The sequence below is a fragment of the Heliomicrobium modesticaldum Ice1 genome (assembly GCF_000019165.1).
GTDB lineage: Bacteria > Bacillota > Desulfitobacteriia > Heliobacteriales > Heliobacteriaceae > Heliomicrobium > Heliomicrobium modesticaldum.
Genome location: NC_010337.2, coordinates 658822 through 680689 on the forward strand (window position 1 = coordinate 658822; position 21868 = coordinate 680689).

18 protein-coding genes are annotated in these 21868 nt (G+C 60.2%); 5 read left to right on the forward strand and 13 right to left on the reverse strand.

Going from position 1 to position 21868, the window contains the following annotated elements:
- Window positions 1-25 precede the first annotated feature (25 nt).
- Window positions 26-1648: an IS1182-like element ISHmo2 family transposase gene (locus HM1_RS02995; RefSeq protein WP_012281187.1), complete on the forward strand. Its 1623-nt coding sequence runs from the start codon at window positions 26-28 to the stop codon at window positions 1646-1648.
- Between the two features lie 256 nt (window positions 1649-1904).
- Here the strand turns inward: HM1_RS02995 and tpiA are convergent, their stop codons facing one another.
- From tpiA to uvrC, 12 genes are all read right to left on the reverse strand, one after another.
- Complete coding sequence (gene tpiA / locus HM1_RS03000; RefSeq protein ID WP_012281798.1) at window positions 1905-2660, reverse strand: triose-phosphate isomerase; 756 nt, start codon at window positions 2658-2660, stop codon at window positions 1905-1907.
- Between the two features lie 140 nt (window positions 2661-2800).
- Window positions 2801-3988, reverse strand: coding sequence for a phosphoglycerate kinase (locus tag HM1_RS03005; RefSeq protein WP_012281799.1), 1188 nt, complete (start codon window positions 3986-3988; stop codon window positions 2801-2803).
- Window positions 3989-4137: 149 nt separating this feature from the next.
- Window positions 4138-5145: a type I glyceraldehyde-3-phosphate dehydrogenase gene (gap, locus tag HM1_RS03010; protein WP_012281800.1), complete on the reverse strand. Its 1008-nt coding sequence runs from the start codon at window positions 5143-5145 to the stop codon at window positions 4138-4140.
- A 160-nt stretch (window positions 5146-5305) separates the two neighbouring features.
- On the reverse strand, window positions 5306-6607 hold the full coding sequence (gene rpoN / locus HM1_RS03015; protein ID WP_012281801.1) for an RNA polymerase factor sigma-54: 1302 nt from the start codon (window positions 6605-6607) through the stop codon (window positions 5306-5308).
- Between the two features lie 43 nt (window positions 6608-6650).
- Window positions 6651-7154 carry an acyltransferase gene (locus tag HM1_RS03020; protein WP_012281802.1) on the reverse strand — a complete coding sequence of 168 codons (504 nt, stop codon included), beginning with the start codon at window positions 7152-7154 and terminating at the stop codon, window positions 6651-6653.
- Window positions 7155-7157: 3 nt separating this feature from the next.
- Entirely contained in the window at window positions 7158-8117 is a 960-nt protein-coding gene (gene whiA, locus HM1_RS03025) for a DNA-binding protein WhiA (RefSeq protein ID WP_012281803.1), read from the reverse strand.
- A 22-nt stretch (window positions 8118-8139) separates the two neighbouring features.
- Window positions 8140-9513, reverse strand: coding sequence for a gluconeogenesis factor YvcK family protein (locus tag HM1_RS03030; RefSeq protein WP_012281804.1), 1374 nt, complete (start codon window positions 9511-9513; stop codon window positions 8140-8142).
- Window positions 9510-10415 (reverse strand): RNase adapter RapZ, encoded by a 906-nt coding sequence (rapZ, locus tag HM1_RS03035; RefSeq protein WP_012281805.1) that lies wholly within the window; start codon window positions 10413-10415, stop codon window positions 9510-9512. The genes HM1_RS03030 and rapZ overlap by 4 nt, the downstream gene beginning before the upstream one ends.
- Before the next feature lie 124 nt (window positions 10416-10539).
- Window positions 10540-12036 (reverse strand): 4-alpha-glucanotransferase, encoded by a 1497-nt coding sequence (malQ, locus tag HM1_RS03040; RefSeq protein ID WP_012281806.1) that lies wholly within the window; start codon window positions 12034-12036, stop codon window positions 10540-10542.
- Complete coding sequence (locus HM1_RS03045) at window positions 12033-13562, reverse strand: alpha-amylase family glycosyl hydrolase (protein WP_012281807.1); 1530 nt, start codon at window positions 13560-13562, stop codon at window positions 12033-12035. Before HM1_RS03045 ends, malQ begins: the two co-directional genes overlap by 4 nt.
- A gap of 217 nt (window positions 13563-13779) precedes the next feature.
- Window positions 13780-14124, reverse strand: coding sequence for a phage holin family protein (locus HM1_RS03050; RefSeq protein WP_012281809.1), 345 nt, complete (start codon window positions 14122-14124; stop codon window positions 13780-13782).
- A gap of 56 nt (window positions 14125-14180) precedes the next feature.
- Window positions 14181-16082, reverse strand: coding sequence for an excinuclease ABC subunit UvrC (gene uvrC, locus HM1_RS03055; RefSeq protein WP_049754218.1), 1902 nt, complete (start codon window positions 16080-16082; stop codon window positions 14181-14183).
- A 183-nt stretch (window positions 16083-16265) separates the two neighbouring features.
- On the opposite strand from uvrC, the gene HM1_RS03060 reads away from it, so the two are divergent.
- From HM1_RS03060 to HM1_RS03070, 3 genes are read left to right on the forward strand one after another with little or no spacing between them, the layout of a single operon-like run.
- Entirely contained in the window at window positions 16266-17609 is a 1344-nt protein-coding gene (locus tag HM1_RS03060) for a glucose-6-phosphate isomerase (RefSeq protein WP_012281811.1), read from the forward strand.
- Between the two features lie 3 nt (window positions 17610-17612).
- Window positions 17613-17915 (forward strand): divergent PAP2 family protein, encoded by a 303-nt coding sequence (locus HM1_RS03065; protein ID WP_012281812.1) that lies wholly within the window; start codon window positions 17613-17615, stop codon window positions 17913-17915.
- Window positions 17916-17963: 48 nt separating this feature from the next.
- Window positions 17964-18242, forward strand: a complete 279-nt coding sequence (locus HM1_RS03070; protein WP_012281813.1) for a hypothetical protein — start codon at window positions 17964-17966, stop codon at window positions 18240-18242.
- 73 nt (window positions 18243-18315) lie between these two features.
- Here the strand turns inward: HM1_RS03070 and uvrA are convergent, their stop codons facing one another.
- On the reverse strand, window positions 18316-21153 hold the full coding sequence (uvrA, locus tag HM1_RS03075) for an excinuclease ABC subunit UvrA (RefSeq protein ID WP_041313196.1): 2838 nt from the start codon (window positions 21151-21153) through the stop codon (window positions 18316-18318).
- Window positions 21154-21431: 278 nt separating this feature from the next.
- Between uvrA and HM1_RS03080 the strand changes: the two genes are divergently transcribed.
- On the forward strand, window positions 21432-21761 hold the full coding sequence (locus HM1_RS03080) for a YmaF family protein (RefSeq protein WP_012281816.1): 330 nt from the start codon (window positions 21432-21434) through the stop codon (window positions 21759-21761).
- Window positions 21762-21868: the final 107 nt, after the last annotated feature.

Consider the following 21868-nt stretch of genomic DNA (forward strand, 5'->3'; position numbering starts at 1 on the left):
ACTGTTTATAGCGAGGCGATGTACCTTGTTTCGATTCGATGTGGATCCCCAAGTTAGCTTTTACGACTTTGCAGCCCTCTGGGACCAACTTGTGCCTGCCGATTCCGTCTTTCGCCTGTTTCGTGAATTGGCGCCCCTATTAATACAACCGGAGGATTTTACAGGTCTCTATTGCCTTGACAACGGACGTCCCAGTCATGCGGCCCGGCAGATGACGATGGCCTGCATGTTACAGGAAATGCTGGGCGAAACAGACCGGGGGATGGAAGCACAGACACGTGTGAACATCGAGGTCAAGTTTGCGTTAGGAATGGCCCTCGATGAACCGGGCATTGATCACGCCAATTTTGGCGTCCACCGGCAACGGCTCATCCAAAAGGAACTTGATAAGGTCTATCTCGATCGCTTTATCCGGTTGATGTACTACCTGGGCGTTTTGACAGGGAAAGAACCTTGGATAACGGACACGACCCATGTCATAGCTCCCATCAGTGCCCCCACGACCATCGAACTGATCCGCCAAGCCATGCGCCTGTTGGTGCGTCTTTTGGCGAAGCAATACAGTGTTCCATGGCATGCAATCCCCCATGCCCCTCGGGCGGTACGTTACCTGGAAACAGTGACGGAAGTGAAAGAGCATAACCTGGACGATAAGGCCAAAATGGAACGGCTTGTTGAAGTGGTCAGCGAGGCTGACGAACTGCTGGCCTACGTGGAGTCATCGGAGGCTTCGTGGAAGAAGAAGCCCGATGTCATTCATTACGCCCTTTTGCTTTGCCGTATCCTCCGTGAACGAATCATTCGGAAAGATGATGGAACTCTTGAGATAGCCCCCGGCGGTTCTGTCAAAGATATGATAGTTTCGGCTGTAGACAGCGAAGCCCGTTTCGGTTGTAAGGGCAAGACGAAATGGCGCGGGTATAAGATGGCCATCGTCGAAGTCGGAAATTCCGGATTTATCGCCGCCGCCGAGGCCATGAAAGCCAACGACTATGACGGCTCCAGTCTGGTGCCGTTAGCGGATCAGCTTCCCACCGATTGTGTAGAAAACCCGACGATCATTGGAGATACCCACTATGGTGCGGGCGATGACCGTGTCACCCTCAAGGAAAAAGGCATTGACGTAGTGGCGCCACTTTCACCAAAGACAAAATGTGATATCCTCGCGGGCGAGGGATTTCAAGTTTCCGAAGACCAAACACAACTGATCTGCCCGAGAGGAAAAGTCATCACCACCTATTCGGAAGTGGCAGATGGGAAGAACTTCGTGCTTCGCGCCAAGGACCATGATTGCAAGCACTGCCCTCGTTACACGACCTGTTTTAAAGAAAAGAAACATCGGCGCACGATTTTTATTCACAACGCCTATGGTGTCATGCTCGAGGCGGCAAAGCACTCCCAAACGAAAATCTATAAGGAACAGATGCGTCTTCGCAGCCGCATCGAAGCCAAGCAAAATGAACTGGTCAACCGTTACGGACTGCGCCGGGTTCGCCGTATCGGAAAACGAAATCTGGCTTATGCCGCCCGGCTCAGCGCGTTAGCGGCGAACTTTCAAAAACTCAACCGTCTACGAAATGATAAGAATGCAACCATGGTGTTGGAGGTGAGCGCCTTACGCGGTGTTGCTTTCAAAAAAGCCGCATAAGGTGCAAGGGGGAGATCTGCCCTTTTTGAGGAAAATCCTCAAAAAGGGCTGCTGAGACCGATAAAAAGACTCTGGTTTTTTGCTGTTTGTATTAAAAAATCATGCTTTTGCAAGGGCTGGCTAGGAATTTGCTTATTTTCTAGACGGCCTCTCTTAAAGCGTTATCTCTTAGAGCGTTATCCCTTAGAGCGTTGCCCCTTAAAGCGTTATCCCTTAGAGCGTTGCCGTTACCTGCTTGCCCTATCCTGCCCTTTGCTTATTGTTCCTCAAAGCGTACGATTCGGGCAAAGGATTCTGCCTTGAGGCTGGCGCCGCCGACGAGGGCGCCGTCGATGTCGGGCTGGTTCATCAGTTCCTTGATGTTGTCCGGTTTGACGCTGCCGCCGTAGAGGATGCGCGTTTTTTGCGCCCCCTCACCGGCCAGCCTGGCCATGACAGAGCGGATAAAGGCACAGACCTGCTGGGCATCGTCCGGCGAAGCGGTGCGCCCCGTCCCGATGGCCCAGATCGGCTCGTAAGCGATGATGAGGCCTGAGAGCTCCTCCGGTGACAGCCCGTCCAGACCTTGGCGAACCTGGATCTCGACAACAGGATTGGTGACGCCCTTTTCCCGCTGTTCCAGCGTCTCGCCGACGCAGACGATGGGGATCAGCTCCTCCGCCAGAGCGGCCCGCACTTTTTCCGCCACCGTGGCGTCTGTCTCGCCGAAGTACTGGCGCCGTTCGGAGTGGCCGATGATGACATAGCGGCAACCCAGGGCTTTCAACATGGGCGGCGCGATCTCGCCGGTAAAGGCGCCTTCCCGCGCCGGGTGCACGTTCTGCCCGCCGATGGAGATATTCGACCCTTCGATCGCATCAGCCGCTGCCGCCAAGGCAGTGAAGGGCGGGCAGAGGACAATCTCTCTGTCCGCGACTCCTTCGACCAGGGGACGCAACGCCTCGATCATCTGCCGGCCCTCGGCCGGTGTCAGGTACATCTTCCAGTTCCCTGCCAATACAGGTGTCCGCATACACTCACATCCTTACCAGGATTCACTCTTGCGGCATACCCCTTCGATTGTCCCAGCAGATTGTATCTATCAAGGGATGCCAACTCAATCACCGGTTGAGGGCTCGATCAAGCCGGCTCGATCCATCGCTGCCTCACTCGTCAAGACTTATCGCTTAAGGCCGCGACGCCGGGCAGTTCGCGCCCTTCCAGGAACTCCAGCGATGCGCCGCCCCCCGTGGACACATGGGTCATCTGATCGGCCAAACCGGCTTTTTCCACGGCAGCCACAGAATCGCCGCCGCCGATGATCGACAGGCCCTGCACCTTGGCCATCGCCTTGGCTACGCCCAGGGTGCCCCGGTCAAAGGGCGCTATCTCAAAGGCGCCCATCGGTCCGTTCCAGAGAACTGTCCGGGCTTTTGCCAAGGCCTGTTCAAAGAGGGCGATGCTCTCAGGGCCGATGTCGAGGGCCGCCTTGTCAGCCGGAATGGCGTCGGCAGGGACGACGGCCGTGGGCACGCCGGCAGCCAGCGTCTCCGCGACGACCACATCGACGGGCAGCAGGAAACGAACGCCGGAGGCCTTTGCCTTGTTCAACAGTTGTCGGGCTGTGTCGGCCTTGTCTTTTTCACAGAGCGATCTGCCCACTTCCCGCCCGAGGGCGTAGAAGAAGGTGTTGGCCATCCCGCCGCCGATGATCAGCGTGTCCACCTTGGTGAGGAGGTTGTCGATGACAGCGATCTTATCGGCCACCTTGGCGCCGCCCATGATGGCCACAAAAGGACGCTCAGGCGATGCCAAGGCCTTGCCCATGATGGAGATCTCCTTGTCCATCAGGAATCCGGCAACGGCAGGCAGGTAGGCGGCGACGCCGGCCGTAGAGGCGTGGGCGCGGTGGGCCGTGCCGAAGGCGTCATTCACGTAGACATCCGCCAGCGCGGCCAGCTTGCGGGCAAAGGCAGGGTCGTTTTGCTCCTCTTCGAGGTAAAAACGGACATTCTCCAGCAAGACCACATCGCCGGCTTCCATCGCCCGGACAGCAGCCTCCGTCTCAGGGCCGATGCAATCATCGAGCTTCTTCACGGGACGTCCGAGCAGTTCAGCCAGACGAATCCCGACGGCCGTCAGGCGGTACTTGTCGTTCACCTTCCCCTTGGGACGGCCAAAATGGGAGGCCAAGATCACCTTGGCCCCTTCTTGAATCAGATATTGAATGGTCGGGAGGGCGGCCCGGATGCGGGTGTCATCGGTGATCACACCAGCCTCGTTGACGGGAACATTGAAATCGACGCGCACGAGGACGCCTTTTCCCCGCACATCGATATCGCGCACAGTCTGTTTGTTCAACGCCCAAACCTCCACCGTCAATTTCCCGGCGGGGGCGCCCCGCCGGTTCGATCGATTTACGTTGCTTCGCTATCGGAACGGCGCCTCAAGATCGCCTTCTTTGCTCGCAGCCGCCCGACGCCGGGCGGAACGAGGCCGCTTCGGGGCGATTAGAGCCCCTTGCCGGCCACGTAAGCGGCCAGGTCGATCAGGCGGCAGGAGTAGCCGTACTCGTTGTCATACCAGGCGACGATCTTGACCATATCGCCGTCGATGACCATCGTGGATAAGGCGTCAACGATAGAGGAAAAGGTGGTGCCGTTGAAATCGCGAGAGACGAGGGGCAGTTCAGAGAAGCCCAGGAAGCCCTTCATGGCCCCTTCGGAAGCCGTCTTCAGGGCCGCATTGACCTCTTCCGCCGTCGTCTTTTTCTGCACGTCCACAACCAGATCGACGACAGAGACGTTCGGCGTCGGCACGCGCATGGCGAAACCGTTCAGCTTGCCTGCCAGTTCGGGGATCACCTTGCCGATCGCCTTGGCGGCGCCCGTCGAGGTGGGCACGATGGACATGGCGGCGGCGCGGGCGCGGCGCAGGTCCTTGTGGGTCTGGTCGAGGATCTTCTGGTCGTTCGTATAGGCATGGACGGTCGTCATCAAGCCCTTGACGATGCCGAACTGGTCGTTGAGAACCTTGGCTACCGGCGCCAGGCAGTTGGTCGTACAGGAAGCGTTGGAGATGATCCGGTGCGCCGCCGGATCATAGGTGTCCTCGTTGACACCCATGACAACGGTGATGTCTTCGTTCTTGGCGGGAGCGGAGATGATCACTTTTTTCGCGCCGCCGCGCAGGTGGGCCGACGCCTTTTCGCCGTCGACGAAGAAGCCCGTCGATTCAATGACGATATCGACGCCTACGTCCCCCCAGGGAATAAGGGCCGGATCTTTTTGCGCAAAGACCTTGATCGCTTTTCCGTCGATCTCTATGCTGTCATTGCTCACTGCGACCTGTCCCTGGAAGGTGCCGTGAACGGAATCATACTTGAAGAGGTGGGCGTTTGTCTTCGCATCCGTCAGATCGTTGATGGCGACAATCTCCACTTCCGGGTTAGCGATGGCCACGCGCGCCGCGAGCCGGCCGATGCGACCAAAGCCGTTGATGCCGATACGGACTGCCATTCAATAAATCCCCCTTATTCCAAAGCAAAGTTCTCAGGTTGTACTACCCTTTTAGTCTATTCCACATTCGCTACTTAATTCCTTCCAGCACAATCTGACAACTGTCAACTTTAACCTTCGTGTAATGTCCTTTGCCGCCCTCCTTTGTCAAGGCCTGCTTTCACCGATACCGCCTGCGCTGCGCCGTCGGCGGGATGCCTAACTCCTCGCGGTATTTGGCCACTGTCCGCCGCGATAGGGGAATGCCCTGTTCGTGCAGCGACTCGGCGATCTGCTGGTCACTCAGCGGATGATGTTTATCCTCCCCATCGATCAGTTGCCGGATCAGGGGCTTGATCGCGCCGGCCGTCGCCTTCTCCTCACCGGTGGCGGTGCGAACACCGCTGCCGAAGAAAAACTTCAGTTCAAAGATGCCCCTCGGCGTCTGGGCGTATTTTCCCGCCACAGATCGGCTCACCGTCGACTCGTGAACGCCTGTCTTCAGGGCCACATCGCGCAGGGTCATCGGCTTTAAGCCCGCAAGCCCCTGCTCTAAAAAGGGGCGCTGCCGTTCGACGATGGCGCTGACGACCTTATGTAAGGTCAATCGGCGCTGTTCGATAGCGCGGATCAGCGAAAGGGCGGAATGGAGCCGCTCCTCCACATAGGCTTTTGCCTCCCCCGGCGCGCCTTCCTCGTTGAGGATGTGGCGGTAGGTCCGGTTGATGGTCAATCGGGGAAGGAGGCCGTCATTGACAAGGACCAGATACTCCCCATCGATCTGTTCAATGATCACGTCGGGCAGGATCGGTCGGTTATCCCCCTCCCTGCCAAAGGGAGTGCCGGGTTTGGGTGCGAGCTCTTTGAGCCGGTCCACCATGGCCTGGACCTCGCCGACGGTCACCTTCAGCCGTTGAGCGATGCGGTGAAGGCGCCCGGCGGCCACATCGGGCAGGTGGTCCTCCAAGATCCGCTCCAGATGGGGCGTCAACTTCCCCTGCCGGCAAAGCTGGATGCGCAAGCATTCCGCAAGGTCGCGGGCGCCCACCCCCGGCGGGTCGAAAGACTGGATCGTCGCCAACACCTCGCCGACGATCTCCTCGCCGACGCCCGTCGCCGCCGCAATCTCAGCAGGGTCGCTGCGCAGGTAGCCTTTGTCGTCAATATTGCCGATGATGTACCGGCCGACAGAGCGGCGCAAGCCGTCGGACAAGGCGAGACCCAGTTGCAATTCCAGGTGTTCCTGCAGGGTCGGCCCTTCTGCCTGTATCTCCCGCCCAAAGGGAGACTCCCTTCGCTCGGCCATCTCCCGCTCCCGGGGGGGATCCGGGGACTCCAGCAAGGGGTTTTGAACCAGCTCCCTTCCTATGAAGAGGGATAATTCCAGGGTGTTCATCTGCAGGATAGCGAGCGCTTGACGCAGTTCGGGCGTCATGACCAACCTTTGCGACTGTTCGATCTGTTGTCCCAATCCGACTTGCATCGGCCATCACCCCCCGGTGCTGTCTATGCCTGTTGCCTCGCCCTCACTCCGGGAGTGTCGGGTAGGCGGGCTGGCGGATCACCCGAGCGGGAACGCCGGCCACGAAGGTGTTGGGCGGCACGTCGGCCGTCACGACGGCGCCGGCGGCCACGATGGCATAGTCGCCGATGGACACGCCCGGGAGGATGGTGCTGTTGGCGCCGATGACCACCCCGTCGCCGATGCGCACCTCGCCCAGGCGGTACTCCCGCAGCAGGTACTCATGGGCCAGGATGGTCGTATTATAGCCGATCACGCAGTCGTTGCCGATGGTGATCAACTCCGGGTGGAGGATATCCATCATCACCATGAAAGCCACCGAGGCGTCCTTGCCCACGCGCATGCCCAGCAAGCGGTAGAGCCGGTTCTTCCACTCCAAAAAGGGGACATAGCGGGCCAGCAGGATGATCAAGACATTGCGAAAGACCCGCCAGAAGGGAACATGGCTGTATACATGCCGGAGGGAGTTCTTGCCATGCACGGGATAGGCGACGGTGCGGCGAGCCACGGCTCAATCCTCCCTCGGCACGCCGCCCTGCCGGGAAAAGGCCTCGGCCAGGCTCTCCAGCCTGCGCAGGCGGTGGTTGACGCCTGATTTGCCTACAGGCGGGTTGAGCATCTGGCCCAGTTCCTTCAAGCTGGCGTCCGGATACTGGAGGCGCAGTTCGGCGACTTCCCGCAGCTGGGACGGCAGATTGGCGAAGCCGATGCGGTTTTGCACAAACCGGATCATCTCCGTCTGCCGCAAGGCGGCGTCGACAGTCTTGTTCAAGTTGGCTGTTTCACAGTTGACGAGGCGGTTGACCTGGTTGCGCATCCCTTTGACGATGCGCACATTTTCGAAGTTGAGCAGCGCCGAATGGGCGCCGATGATGCTCAGCATCTCTACGATCTGTTCGCTCTCCTTCAGGTAGACGATGAACCATCCCTTGCGCTGGCTCACTTTAGCCGTTAAGCCAAACCGGTGCAGCAGTTCCGAGAGGATCCGGGCATGGGTCTCGTCATTGGTGATGATCTCCAGGTGGTAGGTTCCCTCTGGGCTGTTGACGGAACCGCCGCCGAGGAAAGCCCCGCGCAGGTAGGCGCGCCGGCAACACTGCCGTTTGAGCAGTTCCGATGGGGGCTCGAAGGAAAAACCGCCTTGGCTGTCGGTGATGCCCATTTCCTGAAGGACATCCCTGCCGCCGATGCGCGCCGGCAGGGAGATGACGTAGACGTTGCTCTTTTTCAACCGTCGCTTTCGGCGGACGAGGATCTGCGTCTGTACACCGAAGACGGCTTTGATCAGGCGGAAGATCTTGCGGGCCGAGCTGGCGCTCTCGGTGGAGACCGTCAGGGAAAGGCCCTGTTCGCCGCTGATCTGCAAGGAGCCGTCCATCCGAAAAAGCGCCGCCAATTCCGCCAGTTGGCAACAGCGGCGGCGTGGTTGGATCCGGGCCAGTTCTTCCTTCGTTTCTACAGAAAAAGACATGTTGCTTCCACCCACTCCTGCGCTAGCCTTCCACACGGTTTTGCCATGACCGGTGCAGGGGCGACCGGGCCAGCTTGCGTCGATACAGTAAGCGATCCACGATCCCCACCCGGCGCTGCCGTTCCTTCGCCCGAAACACCACATTCATGATCGCCAGGGCCAGCCGCGCCGGGTCATGGCGAACAAAGTTCTCCTTATTGATGAGACGGGCGCGGATGACCTTGCAGCCCTGCTTTTCCAGATACTTACTGTCGATGATGACAGGCTTTTGGTTTTTTTCTTCGTATTTGCGAAGGAGCGCCTTCGAGATCGGCTCGGTGTTGACGATGATGGCATCGACCAGTTTTCCGCCACAATGGCGATGGATCGCCGCCACGTGACGGGAGGCGGTATAGCCGTCTGTCTCCCCCGGCTGGGTCATCACATTGCAGACATAGATCTTCGGCGCTCCTGTCCTGCGCAAGGCCTGGACGATGCCATCTACAAGCAGGTTGGGAATGACACTGGTAAAAAGGCTGCCCGGGCCGAGGATGATCGCGTCAGCCTCATCGATCGCCTGCAGTGTCTGCGGCAGCGGTTCACAATTGGGAGGATCCAGGTATACACGGCGAATCCCCTCTCCATCTGCCGTGATGGCCGTTTCCCCACGCAGGTGGGTGCCGTCAAGCCTTTCGGCGCAGAGGACGACATTGTGCAGCGTCGACGGCAGGACACGGCCGCGGATAGCCAGGATGCGGCTCATCAGATCGACAGCCTTCTCAAAGCCGCCAGCCGTCTGAGCTGCTCCGGCGAGCAACAGGTTGCCCAGGTTGTGTCCGGTCAACCCGTCCCCCTGGACGAAGCGGTAGTTGAGCACGCGGTCCATGTCAGATTCCGTATCGGCCAGGGCGACGAGACAGTTGCGGATATCGCCGGGGGCGACCATGCCCAGTTCATCGCGCAACCGTCCCGAACTGCCGCCGTCGTCGGAAACGGTGACAATGGCCGTCAGGTTCGACGTGTACTCCTTCAAGCCGCGCAACAGCACCGAGAGCCCTGTCCCGCCGCCGATGACGACGATCTTCGGCCCCCGTTCCAGCGAGCGGCGGCGGTAGAGCACCTCCACCAGCCGGGCGTCCATCTCCGGCGCCAGCACCTCAAAGATGGAGCGGACCATGGCCATAAAGCCGTAGATGTGCAGGAAAAGCCCGATCAGGAAAATCAAGGCCCCCAGACCAGCCATCGTCCGATAATCGTAGGCGCGGGACAACTGGCGCAGGCTGTTTTCCAAGTATCCGAAAAACTCGCCGTCAAAAAACAGCGAGACGCTCGTCCCCGTCAAGATCAGCCCGAAAAAGGAGAGCGCCATCCAGCGCTTCACCTTTAGTCCGGGGTAGAACCACATGAGCCACTTCACGCGCTCTCGCCGCCTCCTCGGTCTTTGTCGATATCCCTGTGTTTGACGGTGATGGCGTAGTCCTCATCGACCAGCGCCGCCGCCAGACGATTGGCTAAGGTGACCGAGCGGTGTTTTCCGCCGGTACAGCCGATACCGACGACCAGGTGGCTTTTGCCCTCCTTGGTGTAATGTGGCAGCAGAAAACGCAGCAGCGAGTAGTACTTGCGCATAAAGACCTTGGTCGTCGGCGACGAAAGCACGTACTCCTGAACCGGTTCATCGTTGCCGGTCAGGTTGCGCAACGCCGGCTCATAGAAAGGATTCGGCAAAAAGCGCACATCCATCAGCAGATCGGCGTCGCGAGGTGTGCCGTACTTGTATCCGAAGGAGACGATGGTGATCCGCAACTGAGAATGGCGGGCATCCTTGCCGAAGAGCTCGAAGACCTGATTCTTCAATTGCCGGGCCGAGAGGTCTGACGTGTCGATCACCTTGTCGGCCCGCCCCCGCAGGTCAGCCAGCATCTGCCGCTCCAGCTGGATGCTGTCGAAGATGCGGGCGTCACCGGAGAGGGGGTGGCGACGGCGCGATTCCTTGTAGCGGCGGATGAGCACCTCGTCGGAAGCCTCCAGAAAGAGGATCTCGCACCGGATCCCCTGGGCGCCGAGCTGGTGCAGGCCATCGCTCAAGGAATCGAAAAACTCGCCGCCCCGGATGTCGATGACCAGGGCGATCTTGTTGATCTTGCCCTTCGAGTGGACAATCAGCTCACCGAACTTGGGCAGCAGGTTGGGGGGCAGGTTGTCTACGCAAAAAAAGCCGAGATCCTCCAAGGCGCGGATGGCCTGTGACTTGCCGGCGCCGGAGAGACCGGTGATGATGACCATCTGAATGGCGGACTTATCGAATCCCTTCTCCATGGCGACCCCCTACATTTCGCGCGGATCTGGCGCTGTGTTTTGGATTGCTACAAGTAATTGTATCACACATCACCGCGCAAGGTTCACCGCTCTTCTGAGCAGACGGCGGCCGGGGGGCGCCTGTTCATCTCCCGTACAGTTTCGTCAAATAGGCCAGTTTGGAGACGGTTGATTCCGGCAGTTGATCCCACTGGAAGCGCCAGAGCCAGTTCCCTTCCGGGCTGCCGGGATAATTCATCCGATGCTCCGTCCCAAGGCCCAGCACGTCCTGCATGGGGACGATGAACGCGTCCGCCACAGAGGCCAGGCCGAGGCGGATGAAATCCCAGACGATGTCGCTGCCGTCGACGTTCATGTATTCCAAGGCCTTTTTCCGATCCTCCGGCGAAGCCGATTGAAACCAGCCCAAGGTCGTGTCATTGTCATGGGTGCCCGTATAGACGACACAGTGCTGACGGTAGCGATAGGGAATGAAGTCGTTCCCATGTTCATCGCCCGAGTCAAAGGCGAACTGCAGCAGCTTGATCCCCGGAAAACCGAACTGCTCCCGCAGCTCGATCACCTCGTCGGTGATCAGCCCCAGGTCTTCGACGATGATGGGGAGGTCGCCAAGGGCCGCTTCCAAGGCCGTGAAGAGGTCAGCGCCCGGCCCCTTGCGCCAGCGCCCCTTTTTTGCCGTCTCTTCCCCGTAAGGGATGGCGTAATAGGACGCAAAGCCGCGGAAATGATCGATGCGCACAATGTCGACAAGGCTCAAGGCGTGACGGAGGCGGCGGATCCACCAGGCGTAGCCTGTCTGTTCGATCCGCTCCCAGTCATAGACGGGATTGCCCCACAGCTGGCCATTTTCATTGAAGTAATCGGGCGGCACACCGCCCACCTCCCGGGGCCGGAAACGCTCATCGAGCTGGAAGATGTCCCGCTGCCCCCACGTGTCGGCGCTGTCCATAGCCACATAGATGGGCAGGTCGCCGATGATGCGGATCCCTCGGCGGTTGGCGTACTGGCGGATCTGGCGCCACTGCCGGAAAAAGAGATACTGGACGAAGCGGTGAAAATCGATCTCCTTCGCCTGCTCTCGGCGGAAGCGGGCGAGCGCCTCGGCCTCGGGACGGGCGTATTCAGCCGGCCAGTCAAGCCAGGACTGTTCGCCAAAGCGCCCTTTCAGCGCCCGGTAGAGGGCGTATGCTTCCAGCCAGTCCCGCTGCGCTTCGCAGAACCGGTGGAACTCCGTTGAGTCACAGGCGAGGCGGAGAAACCGTTCATAAGCCTTGCGGAGAAAGCGCTCGCTCTCCCCTTCAGCCCGTTCAAAATCAGCCTTCTGCGGCGATGACGGCGATTCCGGCGGAAGGTCGTCCTTTTCCAGCAGCCCTTCTTCCAAGAGCAGCTCCGGGCTGATCAGGAGGGGGTTGCCGGCGAAGGCGGAAAGGGCGGAATAGGGGGAATGGCCGAAGCCGGTCGGTCCCAGCGGCAGCACCTGCCAGAGCGACTGGCCCGATGCCTCCAGGAAATCGACGAATCGACGCGCCTCCCAGCCGAGCGTGCCCGAGCCGTGGCGGCCGGGCAGCGAGGTCGGGTGCAGGAGCACCCCGCTGGAACGTCGGGGAAACAGGGTGCTCATCCTTTTTCCCTCATTTCTAAAATCAGCGATTGCAATGGCCGCAAATAGACGGCCACCCTCCGGTCTTGCACCGGATAAGGCGCTATCGGGATCGGCGGCCCTTCCGCAAGGAGGTCGACCAGTTCGCCGCCGCCGGCGGCGCAAGCCTGCAAAACCTCCGGCGGCAATTCCCATTCCACCCATTCCCCCGGCGGCTCGGCGTTAAAGTTGATGATCACGATGGCCATCGCCTCCCCCTCCCGCCTGAGGAAGGCCGTCACCTTCCGGCTGCTGACAGGGAGGAAGCGGATCTCATCGCTGTGAAGGAAGCCTTTGGCGCTGCGGATGGCCAGGACATGGCGGTACCAAGACTCGAGGGAGGCGTTGGCCGAAAAGTCGATGGGCGAAAAGGTCGCTTCAAAGTTGCCTTCAAAAAGGGGCGGTCGGATCGAGGCGCCGTTCTCCTGCCCGGCGTAGAGCATGGGTACCCCCGGCAGGGTCAAGGCCAGGAGCACAGGCGGCTTAGCGCGTTCGATCCCGCCATAGGTGACGACGGTGCGCGGCTCGTCATGGTTTTCCGTGTAGCGCACCATCCGGTGCCCCGGCAGGTAACGGCTGTTCTCCCACTCGATCTTGTTGCGAATATATTGCACCTCATAATAAGGGTCGTTGTGCCGAACATCTTTATGCAAGCTTTTCAGCTGATTGTAGAGTTCGAAGGCATAGATGCCGTCGAATCCGGCGGCCAACAGCTCGGCCATTCGTTCATAGGCCTCGGCGATGAAGACGACATCCGCCTTGATCGCTTTGACGCGCGGGATCGTCTCGCGCCAAAAGTCGAGCGGCACCCAGTGGGCAAAATCGCAGCGGTAGCCGTCAATATCGAACTCGCGGACCCAGTGCTCCAGGACGCCGGCCATGAACTGCCACAGGGCCCGACGGTTCTCGTCGTGGCCATAGACGAGCCGGTGGGCGTTCGGTTTTCCCTCGACCGGGATCCCGTAATTCAGATCGGCCGTGTCCCACCAGTCCGGCGAGGGCGCAAGGGGACGCGAATCGTCATCCCACAAAAACCACTCAGGATGATAGCCGCCTTTTTCGGGGGGGTTGGCAGGATCGAGGAGGACATTGTCAGGGGCGCAGTGATTGCCCACGAAATCGAGAAGCACCCGCAAGCCGTTGCCATGAGCTTCTCTCACCAGTTCACGGAACTGTTGCCGGGCAGCTTCGGCCAATGCAGCCTCGCTCCGCAGTCCCCTTGCGCTGTCCCTGCTCCCATCACAGCCCTTCCCTTCCCATTCCGCCAGTTCCGGCGCGACAGCCAGGTAATCGCGAACCGCATAGGGAGAGCCGGAAAGGCCTTTGCGGTATTTCTGCGTGATCGGGTGAATGGGCAGCAGGTACAAGGTGTTGACGCCGAGCGATTTGATCCGCGGCAAATCTCGTTGAATGTCGCGCAGCGTGCCGAAGCGCCGATCCGTCATCCCATAGACCCTCGGGTAGATCTGATAGATGATGGCAGATGTGAACCATTTGGGCCTTCCCATGGGATCACACTCCTTGTCTGTTATCTTCGACCAGATTCCAGCAATATCCTTCCCAATCCTATGAATCGATTCCGCCGGAGAAAGAGAAAAATCCTTCCCACTCCATGGATCGATTCCGCCGGAGAAAGAGAAAAATCCTTCCCACTCCATGGATCGATTCCGCCGGAGAAAGAGAAAACAGGGCATTTCCCGCAAGGATTACCCTGTTTTCCGGCAATCATGTGTTCGAAAACTTCCAGCTCAGAAGTGTGCTGAACAGGGAAAGCAGCAGTGCGCCGAAAAAAGCGGCGCCAAAACCGGACACCTCGAAGCCTCGGACAAGCCCGCTGACCATCCAGAGCATGAGCCCGTTGATGACCAACGTGAAGGTTCCCAGTGTGAGCAGGTTGATCGGCAAGGTCAGCACCAAGATGATCGGACGGATGACAGCATTGACAACCCCGAGAAGCAGCGCGGCAAACAAAGCGGGGACGATCCCGGCGACTTTAATCCCCGGAATGAACAGCGCCGCCAGAACCAAGGCCAACGTATTGAAGAGCCATCGCAGGATCAGAGAATTCATCTCATCGTTTCCCTCCCGACACAGTTGGGGCGCCGGCTGGGATACCGGCGCTGTGGTCAGACACTTTTTTCAGCATTCCCTGCTTGCCCGTTTTCCCTTAGCGGCTTCAGCGCTGACAGCACCTGTTCGGCCAGCGCCTCCGTCATACCCTCCACAGCGGCCAGCTGGGCAACCGTAGCGGCAGCGATCGCCTTCACCGAGCCGAAGTGACGCAGGAGCGCCGTCCGGCGCTTCGGGCCGATCCCGGCGATGCCGTCCAGGGCGGAGGCCGTCTGCGCCCGAGTGCGCAGTTGCCGATGGTAGGTGATGGCGAAGCGGTGGGCCTCGTCGCGGATGCGCTGGATCAAATAGAGTGCCCGCGAGCCCCTTGGGAGGATGATCGGATCAGGGTTGCTTTCGTGGAAGAGCCACTCATTCTCTTTCGCCAGGCCATAGGTGGCGATATTGTCATAGCCGGTTCTGGCCATGGCCTCTCGAGCTGAGCTGAGTTGGCCCTTACCGCCGTCGACGATGACCAGGTCAGGCAGGGTGGCGAACTTGGCGCTCATCGGGTCGAGATGACCGGCGTCGACCTCCCGGGCCTCCTCGCGGGCCCGGTTGAAGCGCCGCGTGAGCACCTCCGCCATGGAGGCGAAGTCGTTGGGCCCCTCCACCGTCTTGATGCGAAAGCGACGGTAATCGCTCTTTTTCGGCGCGCCGCCCTCGAAGACGACCATGGAGGCCACTGATTCCTTGCCCATCGTGTTGGAAATGTCGAAGCACTCGATCCGCCAGGGAGGCTCATCGAGGCCGAGGTAGCGCTGCAGGTCGAGGACAGCCTCTTCCGTCATCGATTTCTTCCGCTGCTGCTCATTCTGCAGTTGCTCCAAGGTGAGCAGCGCATTTTTGGCGACCATCTCAACGAGCTTGAGCTTGTCGCCGCGCTTGGGCACGCGGAGTTCTACCCGTCCCTGCCGTTTTTCCCGCAAAAACCGGTTGATCAGTTCCTCCTCCTCGGCCGATTCGAGCGGTTCCTGGAGCAGGATCTCCCGGGGCACGAAATCGCTGCGGCTGTAATACTGCTTGACGAAGGCGGTGATCACCTCGGAGCGGTCCATCTCGTCGGTGCCTTCGAGGATGTAGTGTTCCCGGCCGAGCAGTTTGCCGCCGCGGATGAAAAAGATCTGGACACAGACCTGGTTGAAGCCGCGGGCCATGGCGATCACATCCTGATCGGCCAGATCGGTGGAAAAAACCTTCTGCTTCTCCATCACCTGATCCAGCGCCCGGATGCGATTGCGCAGCGTCGCCGCCCGCTCGAACTCAAGGTTCTCGGCGGCTTCTTCCATCTCCCCTTGAAGGCGCTTGCGCAGTTCCTCTTCTTTCCCTTCGAGAAAGGCGACGATGCTGCCGATGAGGGCCATGTACTCCCGGCGAGGGACGCGGCCGGCGCAAGGGGCCAAGCAGCGGCCGATGTGGTGGTTGAGGCAGGGCCGCTGGCGCCGATCCGGCTCGCGGCGGGAACAGGTCCGGAGGGGAAAAAGGGTGCGCAGCAGTTCCACCGTCTCCCGGACGGCCCCGGCCGAGGTGTAGGGACCGAAGTACTTGGCGCCGTCCTTCTCCAGCCGCCGCGTGATCAAGAGCCGGGGATAGGTCTCCTGCAAGGTCACCTTCAGATACGGGTAGGTTTTGTCATCGCGCAGCATAATGTTGTAGCGCGGTTTATGTTCCTTGATCAGGTTGCACTCCAGGATCAGCGCTTCCAGCTCCGAGTCGGTGACAATCGTCTCCAGGTCGCAGATACGCGCCACCAGGGCCTGGGTCTTCGCATTCAGGTTGCGCGACGATTGGAAGTAGGAGCGCACCCGGTTTTTCAGGTTGATCGCCTTGCCCACATAGATCACCTGGCCGGCCTCGTCCTTATACAGGTAAACGCCGGGCTTCTCGGGCAGGCTTTTCAGCTTTTCCTGCAAAGCGATATGCAAGGAGAGTTCACCTCAAGCGTATGATAACACACTTCAGGGGAAGCACAAATTTCCGTCATACCTGTTTCTTCATTATATTTTTTACAATGGTCGTCCTGCAAGCAAGAAGGATCTTGACATACCGTTCACGAATATGGCAAATACTTCTATTATTCACCAAACGAAGGGGGTTTTTCCTTGTCTTCTCTCCGACTGGACCTCGCCTACGCCACCGTCGAATCGGCCATCAGCACCATGGAGGATCCCATTCGCCAGGCCCATGACCTGCTGCATAACAGGACCGGCGCCGGTAGCGAATTCACCGGCTGGCTGCAACTGCCAAAAACCTATGACCGCGCCGAGTTCGCGCGCATCATCGACGCTGCCGACCGTATCAGAGCCTCTTCCGATGTGCTGCTCGTCATCGGCATCGGCGGTTCCTACCTGGGCGCCCGGGCGGCCATCGACATGCTCAGCCACAGCTTCCACAACCAGCTTCCCCGCTCGCGCCGACCCGGCTGCGCCGTCCTCTTCGCCGGTCACAACATCAGTTCCGCCTACCTGAGCGACCTCTTCGACATCCTCGACGGCAAGGATGTCTCCGTCAACGTCATCTCCAAGTCGGGCACGACGACCGAACCGGCCATCGCCTTTCGCCTGATCCGCCGGTGGATGGAAAAAAAGTACAGCCCCGACGAGGTTCGCCGGCGCATCTTCGCCACCACCGACCGGGCCAAAGGCGCCCTTAAACGCCTCGCCGATGAACAGGGCTATGAGACCTTCGTCGTTCCCGACGATGTAGGGGGGCGCTTCTCCGTCCTCACCACCGTGGGCCTGCTGCCCATCGCCGCCGCCGGCATCGACATCACCGCCTTGTTGGCCGGCGCCCGCGACGCCATGGCCGAGTATGCCAATCCCTCACTGGCGACCAACGCCTGCTACCGCTACGCCGCCGCCCGCAACCTCCTCTACCGACAGGGAAAACAGGTGGAACTCTTCGTCGCCTATGAGCCGTCGCTCCAGCACCTGGCCGAATGGTGGAAACAACTCTACGGCGAGAGCGAAGGCAAAGAAGGCAAGGGCATCTTCCCGGCATCGGTTCTCTTTTCGACAGACCTGCATTCGATGGGGCAATACATTCAAGAGGGCCAGCGCATGCTGATGGAGACAGTCGTCCGCTTTGACAAGCCCCGGCGGGAATTGACCATCCCCCCGGCGGAAGACGACAGCGACGGCCTCAACTTCCTCGCCGGCAAGACCGTCGATTTTGTCAACCAGAAGGCCTTCGCCGGCACCCTGCTCGCCCATGTGGACGGCCAAGTCCCCAACATGATCATCTCCGTCCCGGAACAGAACGCCTACCACTTGGGCCAGCTCTTCTACTTCTTTGAAAAAGCCTGCGGCGTCAGCGGCTACCTGCTCGGCGTCAACCCCTTCGACCAGCCGGGCGTCGAGTCCTACAAGCGCAACATGTTCGCCTTGCTCGGCAAGCCCGGCTTCGAGAAGGAAAAAGCCGCCTTGGAGGCGCGTTTGCCCCGGTAGCGGTTGCAAGCCGTTCCGATAAGAGCGACGGCCACCGCTGCCATCGGCGCCGTCGTCATCTTCGACGCCATGGCCATCGGCCGCTCTGCCGGCGAGCACGCGAGAACGAGCAACTGGCTCCTCGTCTTTTCGCAGATCCGCCGCGGCAAAAAGGTCCCTTGGCAAGAGCGGCCCGGCCATTCTCCTCCGGAGGTCTCACCGGCGCCGTCTTGGGGCTGCTCGTCGCTTGGGCCTTCGGCCGATGATGGTCAGCCTGCGCTATTTGTGAAAGAAATATCTACCAAGTTCCGAGCGACTGCCTTATAATAGAAGATGACAGGTAAGAGGAAGCGCTCCGGAACGAGGTGAGTCCTCATGGATCGGTTGACAGAGATCTTTCTGGCCCTCCGCTCGGCCTTCACGGAACCGCTGGAGGAGAAGATCCGCTTTGAATCGTTACATGTTGAACTGACATCGGCCGAGTTCTTTTACCTGGCCATCACCGCCTACTTCATCGGCGGCATGGTCATCGGCTATCTCTGGGCAAAAAGCAAGTACGCGCCGAGCCGACAGACCTCCTCAACAGATGGGGCGAAACCATCTTATCTGGACTCCGGCGAAAACCCCTCCGATGGCAATCGCATAGATGAATAAGCGTAAAAGCGAAAGCGGTGGTAAGCCGCTTTCGCCTCCTTTTACGAGCGCGATTTGTCAGATAAGCCGTGATTTATAGCGCGCTCCCCGGCTTCCGCTGCAAAACCTTTTTCAAAAACCGCCCCGTATGGGAGGCGGCGACCTGCGTGATCTCCTCGGGTGTCCCGGCGGCCACGACAGTGCCGCCGCCGTCTCCGCCTTCGGGGCCCAGGTCGACGATGTAGTCGGCCGTCTTGATCACATCCAGGTTGTGCTCGATGACGAGCACCGTGTCACCGGCGTCGACAAGCCGCTGCAACACGCCGAGCAGCCGGTCAATGTCGGCGATGTGCAGGCCCGTCGTCGGCTCGTCGAGGATGTAGAAGGTCTTGCCGTTGGAACGGCGCGACAGCTCCGTCGCCAACTTGACCCGCTGGGCCTCGCCGCCGGAGAGGGTCGTCGCCGGCTGGCCGAGGCGGATATAGCCGAGCCCCACGTCTTGGAGCGTCTGCAGCTTGCGGGCGACCTTGGGGATGTTTCGGAAAAACGCTAATGACTCGTCGACAGTCATGTCGAGGACGTCGGCGATGGAGCAGCCCTTGTAGCGGACCTCCAACGTCTCCCGGTTGTAGCGCTTGCCCTTGCAGACCTCGCAGGGTACGTAGACATCGGGCAAAAAGTGCATCTCGATCTTGATGATGCCGTCACCCTTGCAGGCCTCGCAGCGGCCGCCGCGCACGTTAAAGGAGAAGCGGCCCGGGCGGTAGCCGCGCATTTTCGACTCCGCTGTCTGCGAGAACAGGTCCCGGATGGCGTCGAAGACGCCGGTGTACGTGGCCGGGTTGGAGCGGGGCGTTCGGCCGATGGGCGACTGGTCGATGTCGATCACCTTGTCCAGGTGCTCCAAGCCCCGGATCGCCCGGTGCGCCCCCGGTTTGCTCCGGGCGCCGTTCAGTTGCGACGCCAGGGCCTTGTGCAGGATCTCATTGACGAGGGTCGACTTGCCTGAGCCGGAGACGCCGGTCACACAGATGAAGACCCCCAAGGGAAAAGAGACATCGATCTCCTTCAGGTTGTTCTCACAGGCGCCGAGCACCTCGATCCACTTGCCGTTCGGTTCGCGGCGCTTTTCCGGCACCGGGATGAACTTGCGCCCCGACAGGTACTGGCCAGTCAGGGAGCGGGGCTCCTCCATGATCACCGACAGCGGCCCCTCGGCGATGATCTGACCGCCATGGGCGCCGGCGCCGGGGCCGATATCGATGATGTGGTCAGCTGCCAGCATGGTGTCCTCGTCATGCTCGACGACGATCAGCGTATTGCCCAGATCGCGGAGCCGCTGCAACGTGGCCAGCAACCGCTCGTTGTCGCGCTGGTGCAGGCCGATGGAGGGCTCGTCCAGGATGTAAAGGACGCCCATCAGGCCCGAACCGATCTGGGTGGCCAGGCGGATGCGCTGGGCCTCGCCGCCGGAGAGGCTGCCGGCCGGGCGGGCCAGCGTCAGGTAGGTCAGTCCCACGTTGACGAGGAAGCCAAGGCGCTCGCGGATCTCTTTTACGATCTGGCGGGCGATGATCATCTCCCGCTCACTCAGGTCCAAGTCGGTGAAGAAGCGCAGGGCAGCCGCGACGGACATCTCCGTCACCTCGTGGATATTCTTCCCGCCCACAAGCACAGCCAGGCTCTCCGGCTTCAGACGGGCGCCTTTGCAAGCCGGGCAGGGTTTCTGGGTCATGTACTCCTCGATCTCCTCGCGGGACCAGTCGGACTGGGTCTCCTTGTAGCGCCGCTCCAGGTTGGTGACGACGCCTTCATAGGTCGTCTCGAAGCTGCGCCGCTCGCCGTCGTAGTTGGTGAACTGAAGGCGGATCTTCTCCTTGCTCCCGCCGTAGAGGATCAGCTTCTGGATCTCCGGCGGGAGATCCTTGAAAGGCGTCTCGGTGGAAAAGCCGTGCAACTCAGCCAGGGCCTTCAGCATCTGGGGGATGTAGGCCGAGTTCATCCGCGCCCAGGGGACGATCGCCCCTTCATCGATGCTCTTCGTCGGATCGGGCACGACAAGGTCCGGGTCGACCTCCATCTGCACGCCCAGGCCGGTGCAGTGCGGGCAGGCGCCATAGGGGGCGTTGAAGGAGAAGATGCGCGGCTCGATCTCGCCGACGGAGATGCCGCAGTCGGCGCAGGCGAAGTTCTGGGAGAAGATGAATTCCTTTTCGCCCATGAAGTCGACGACGGCCAACCCCTCGGAGAGGTTCAGCGCCGTCTCCAGCGAATCAGCCAAGCGGGTGGCGATGTCGGCCTTGAGGATGATGCGATCGACGACGATCTCGATGGTGTGCTTCTTGTTCTTCTCCAGCTTCACCTCTTCAGTGGCGTCCATCACCTGGCCGTTGACGCGCATGCGCACATAGCCGTTTTTGCGGATATCTTCGATGACCTTGACGTGTTCGCCCTTTTTACCGCGCACCAGCGGCGCCAGGATCTGCAGCCGCGTCCCCTCCGGATGGGCCAGGATCTGGTCCACCATCTGCTCTACCGTCTGCTGGCGGATCGGCCGGCCGCACTTGGGACAATGAGGCCGGCCTACCCGGGCGAAGAGCAGGCGCAGGTAGTCGTAGATCTCTGTCACCGTGCCGACGGTGGAACGGGGATTCTTCGAGGTCGTCTTCTGGTCGATGGAGATAGCCGGCGACAACCCTTCGATGTAGTCCACATCCGGCTTATCCATCTGGCCGAGAAACTGGCGGGCATAAGCCGACAGGGATTCTACGTAGCGGCGCTGCCCCTCGGCATAGATCGTGTCAAAGGCGAGAGAGGACTTCCCCGAGCCGGAGAGGCCGGTGACGACGACCAACCGATCCCGTGGGATGTCCACATCGATGTTTTTCAGGTTATGGGCGCGGGCCCCGCGGACCCGGATCTGATCCATCATAGCCTTCCGGCTTCCCCCTTCGGTTCCGTCAAAAAGTGCGATGGCGGGCGCCGGCCCGCTCTTCTTCTGCGATAGCGGGTGCCGGCCCGCTCTTTTTCACTGTTTCTGATTATAGCACAAAGGGGCGCCCTTGCCGATGGATCGTCCTCCCCCTCTCCGACACTTTTCGGAACCGCTCAGAACCGTCCGGCCCCAGACAGACCTTTTTTCCCCGTCATTGTTACCTTCCATTTTCTCCCTGAATATATATACACAAACTGGAAGAAGGGGAGAGCGGCATGCGCTGTAAGCCCAAACCGCCTTACGACGATGGGGACTGCGGTTTCCACACCCATGATTACCACTTCGAGTCGTGCCTGAGTGAAGGCCACCGGCACATGCTGAGCGGTCAGACAGAACCATCTGTCAACAAGCGAGACCACGCCCACCGGTACGCCGGGGTCACCTCCTTCAACGACAACCATGTCCACTACTACTGCGGGTGCACCGGTCCCGCCATCTACCGGCCCGGTTGCGGCCACTACCACTGCATGGAGGGAACCACCACCTGCGACGACGGTCACGTTCACCGCTACGAAGACAAGACCTGCAACAGGAGCAAACTGTGAGTTTTGAGCCGGCAAAAAGCCCCATCCTCTCCGTTGAAGGGAGCAGATGGGGCAGCTTTTTCTCTGTCATCGCCATGCTGGCGGGGACAAGGCATTCAGCCGAACAA

Coding starts and splice junctions, on each gene's coding strand:
- tpiA (WP_012281798.1), bottom strand. CDS start 2,660: ATGCGGACACCTGTATTGGCAGGGAACTGGAAGATGTACCTGACACCG.
- gap (WP_012281800.1), bottom strand. CDS start 5,145: ATGGCAGTCCGTATCGGCATCAACGGCTTTGGTCGCATCGGCCGGCTC.
- rpoN (WP_012281801.1), bottom strand. CDS start 6,607: ATGCAAGTCGGATTGGGACAACAGATCGAACAGTCGCAAAGGTTGGTC.
- whiA (WP_012281803.1), bottom strand. CDS start 8,117: ATGTCTTTTTCTGTAGAAACGAAGGAAGAACTGGCCCGGATCCAACCA.
- rapZ (WP_012281805.1), bottom strand. CDS start 10,415: ATGGAGAAGGGATTCGATAAGTCCGCCATTCAGATGGTCATCATCACC.
- malQ (WP_012281806.1), bottom strand. CDS start 12,036: ATGAGCACCCTGTTTCCCCGACGTTCCAGCGGGGTGCTCCTGCACCCG.
- HM1_RS03045 (WP_012281807.1), bottom strand. CDS start 13,562: ATGGGAAGGCCCAAATGGTTCACATCTGCCATCATCTATCAGATCTAC.
- HM1_RS03050 (WP_012281809.1), bottom strand. CDS start 14,124: ATGAATTCTCTGATCCTGCGATGGCTCTTCAATACGTTGGCCTTGGTT.
- HM1_RS03070 (WP_012281813.1), top strand. CDS start 17,964: ATGGATCGGTTGACAGAGATCTTTCTGGCCCTCCGCTCGGCCTTCACG.
- uvrA (WP_041313196.1), bottom strand. CDS start 21,153: ATGATGGATCAGATCCGGGTCCGCGGGGCCCGCGCCCATAACCTGAAA.
- HM1_RS03080 (WP_012281816.1), top strand. CDS start 21,432: ATGCGCTGTAAGCCCAAACCGCCTTACGACGATGGGGACTGCGGTTTC.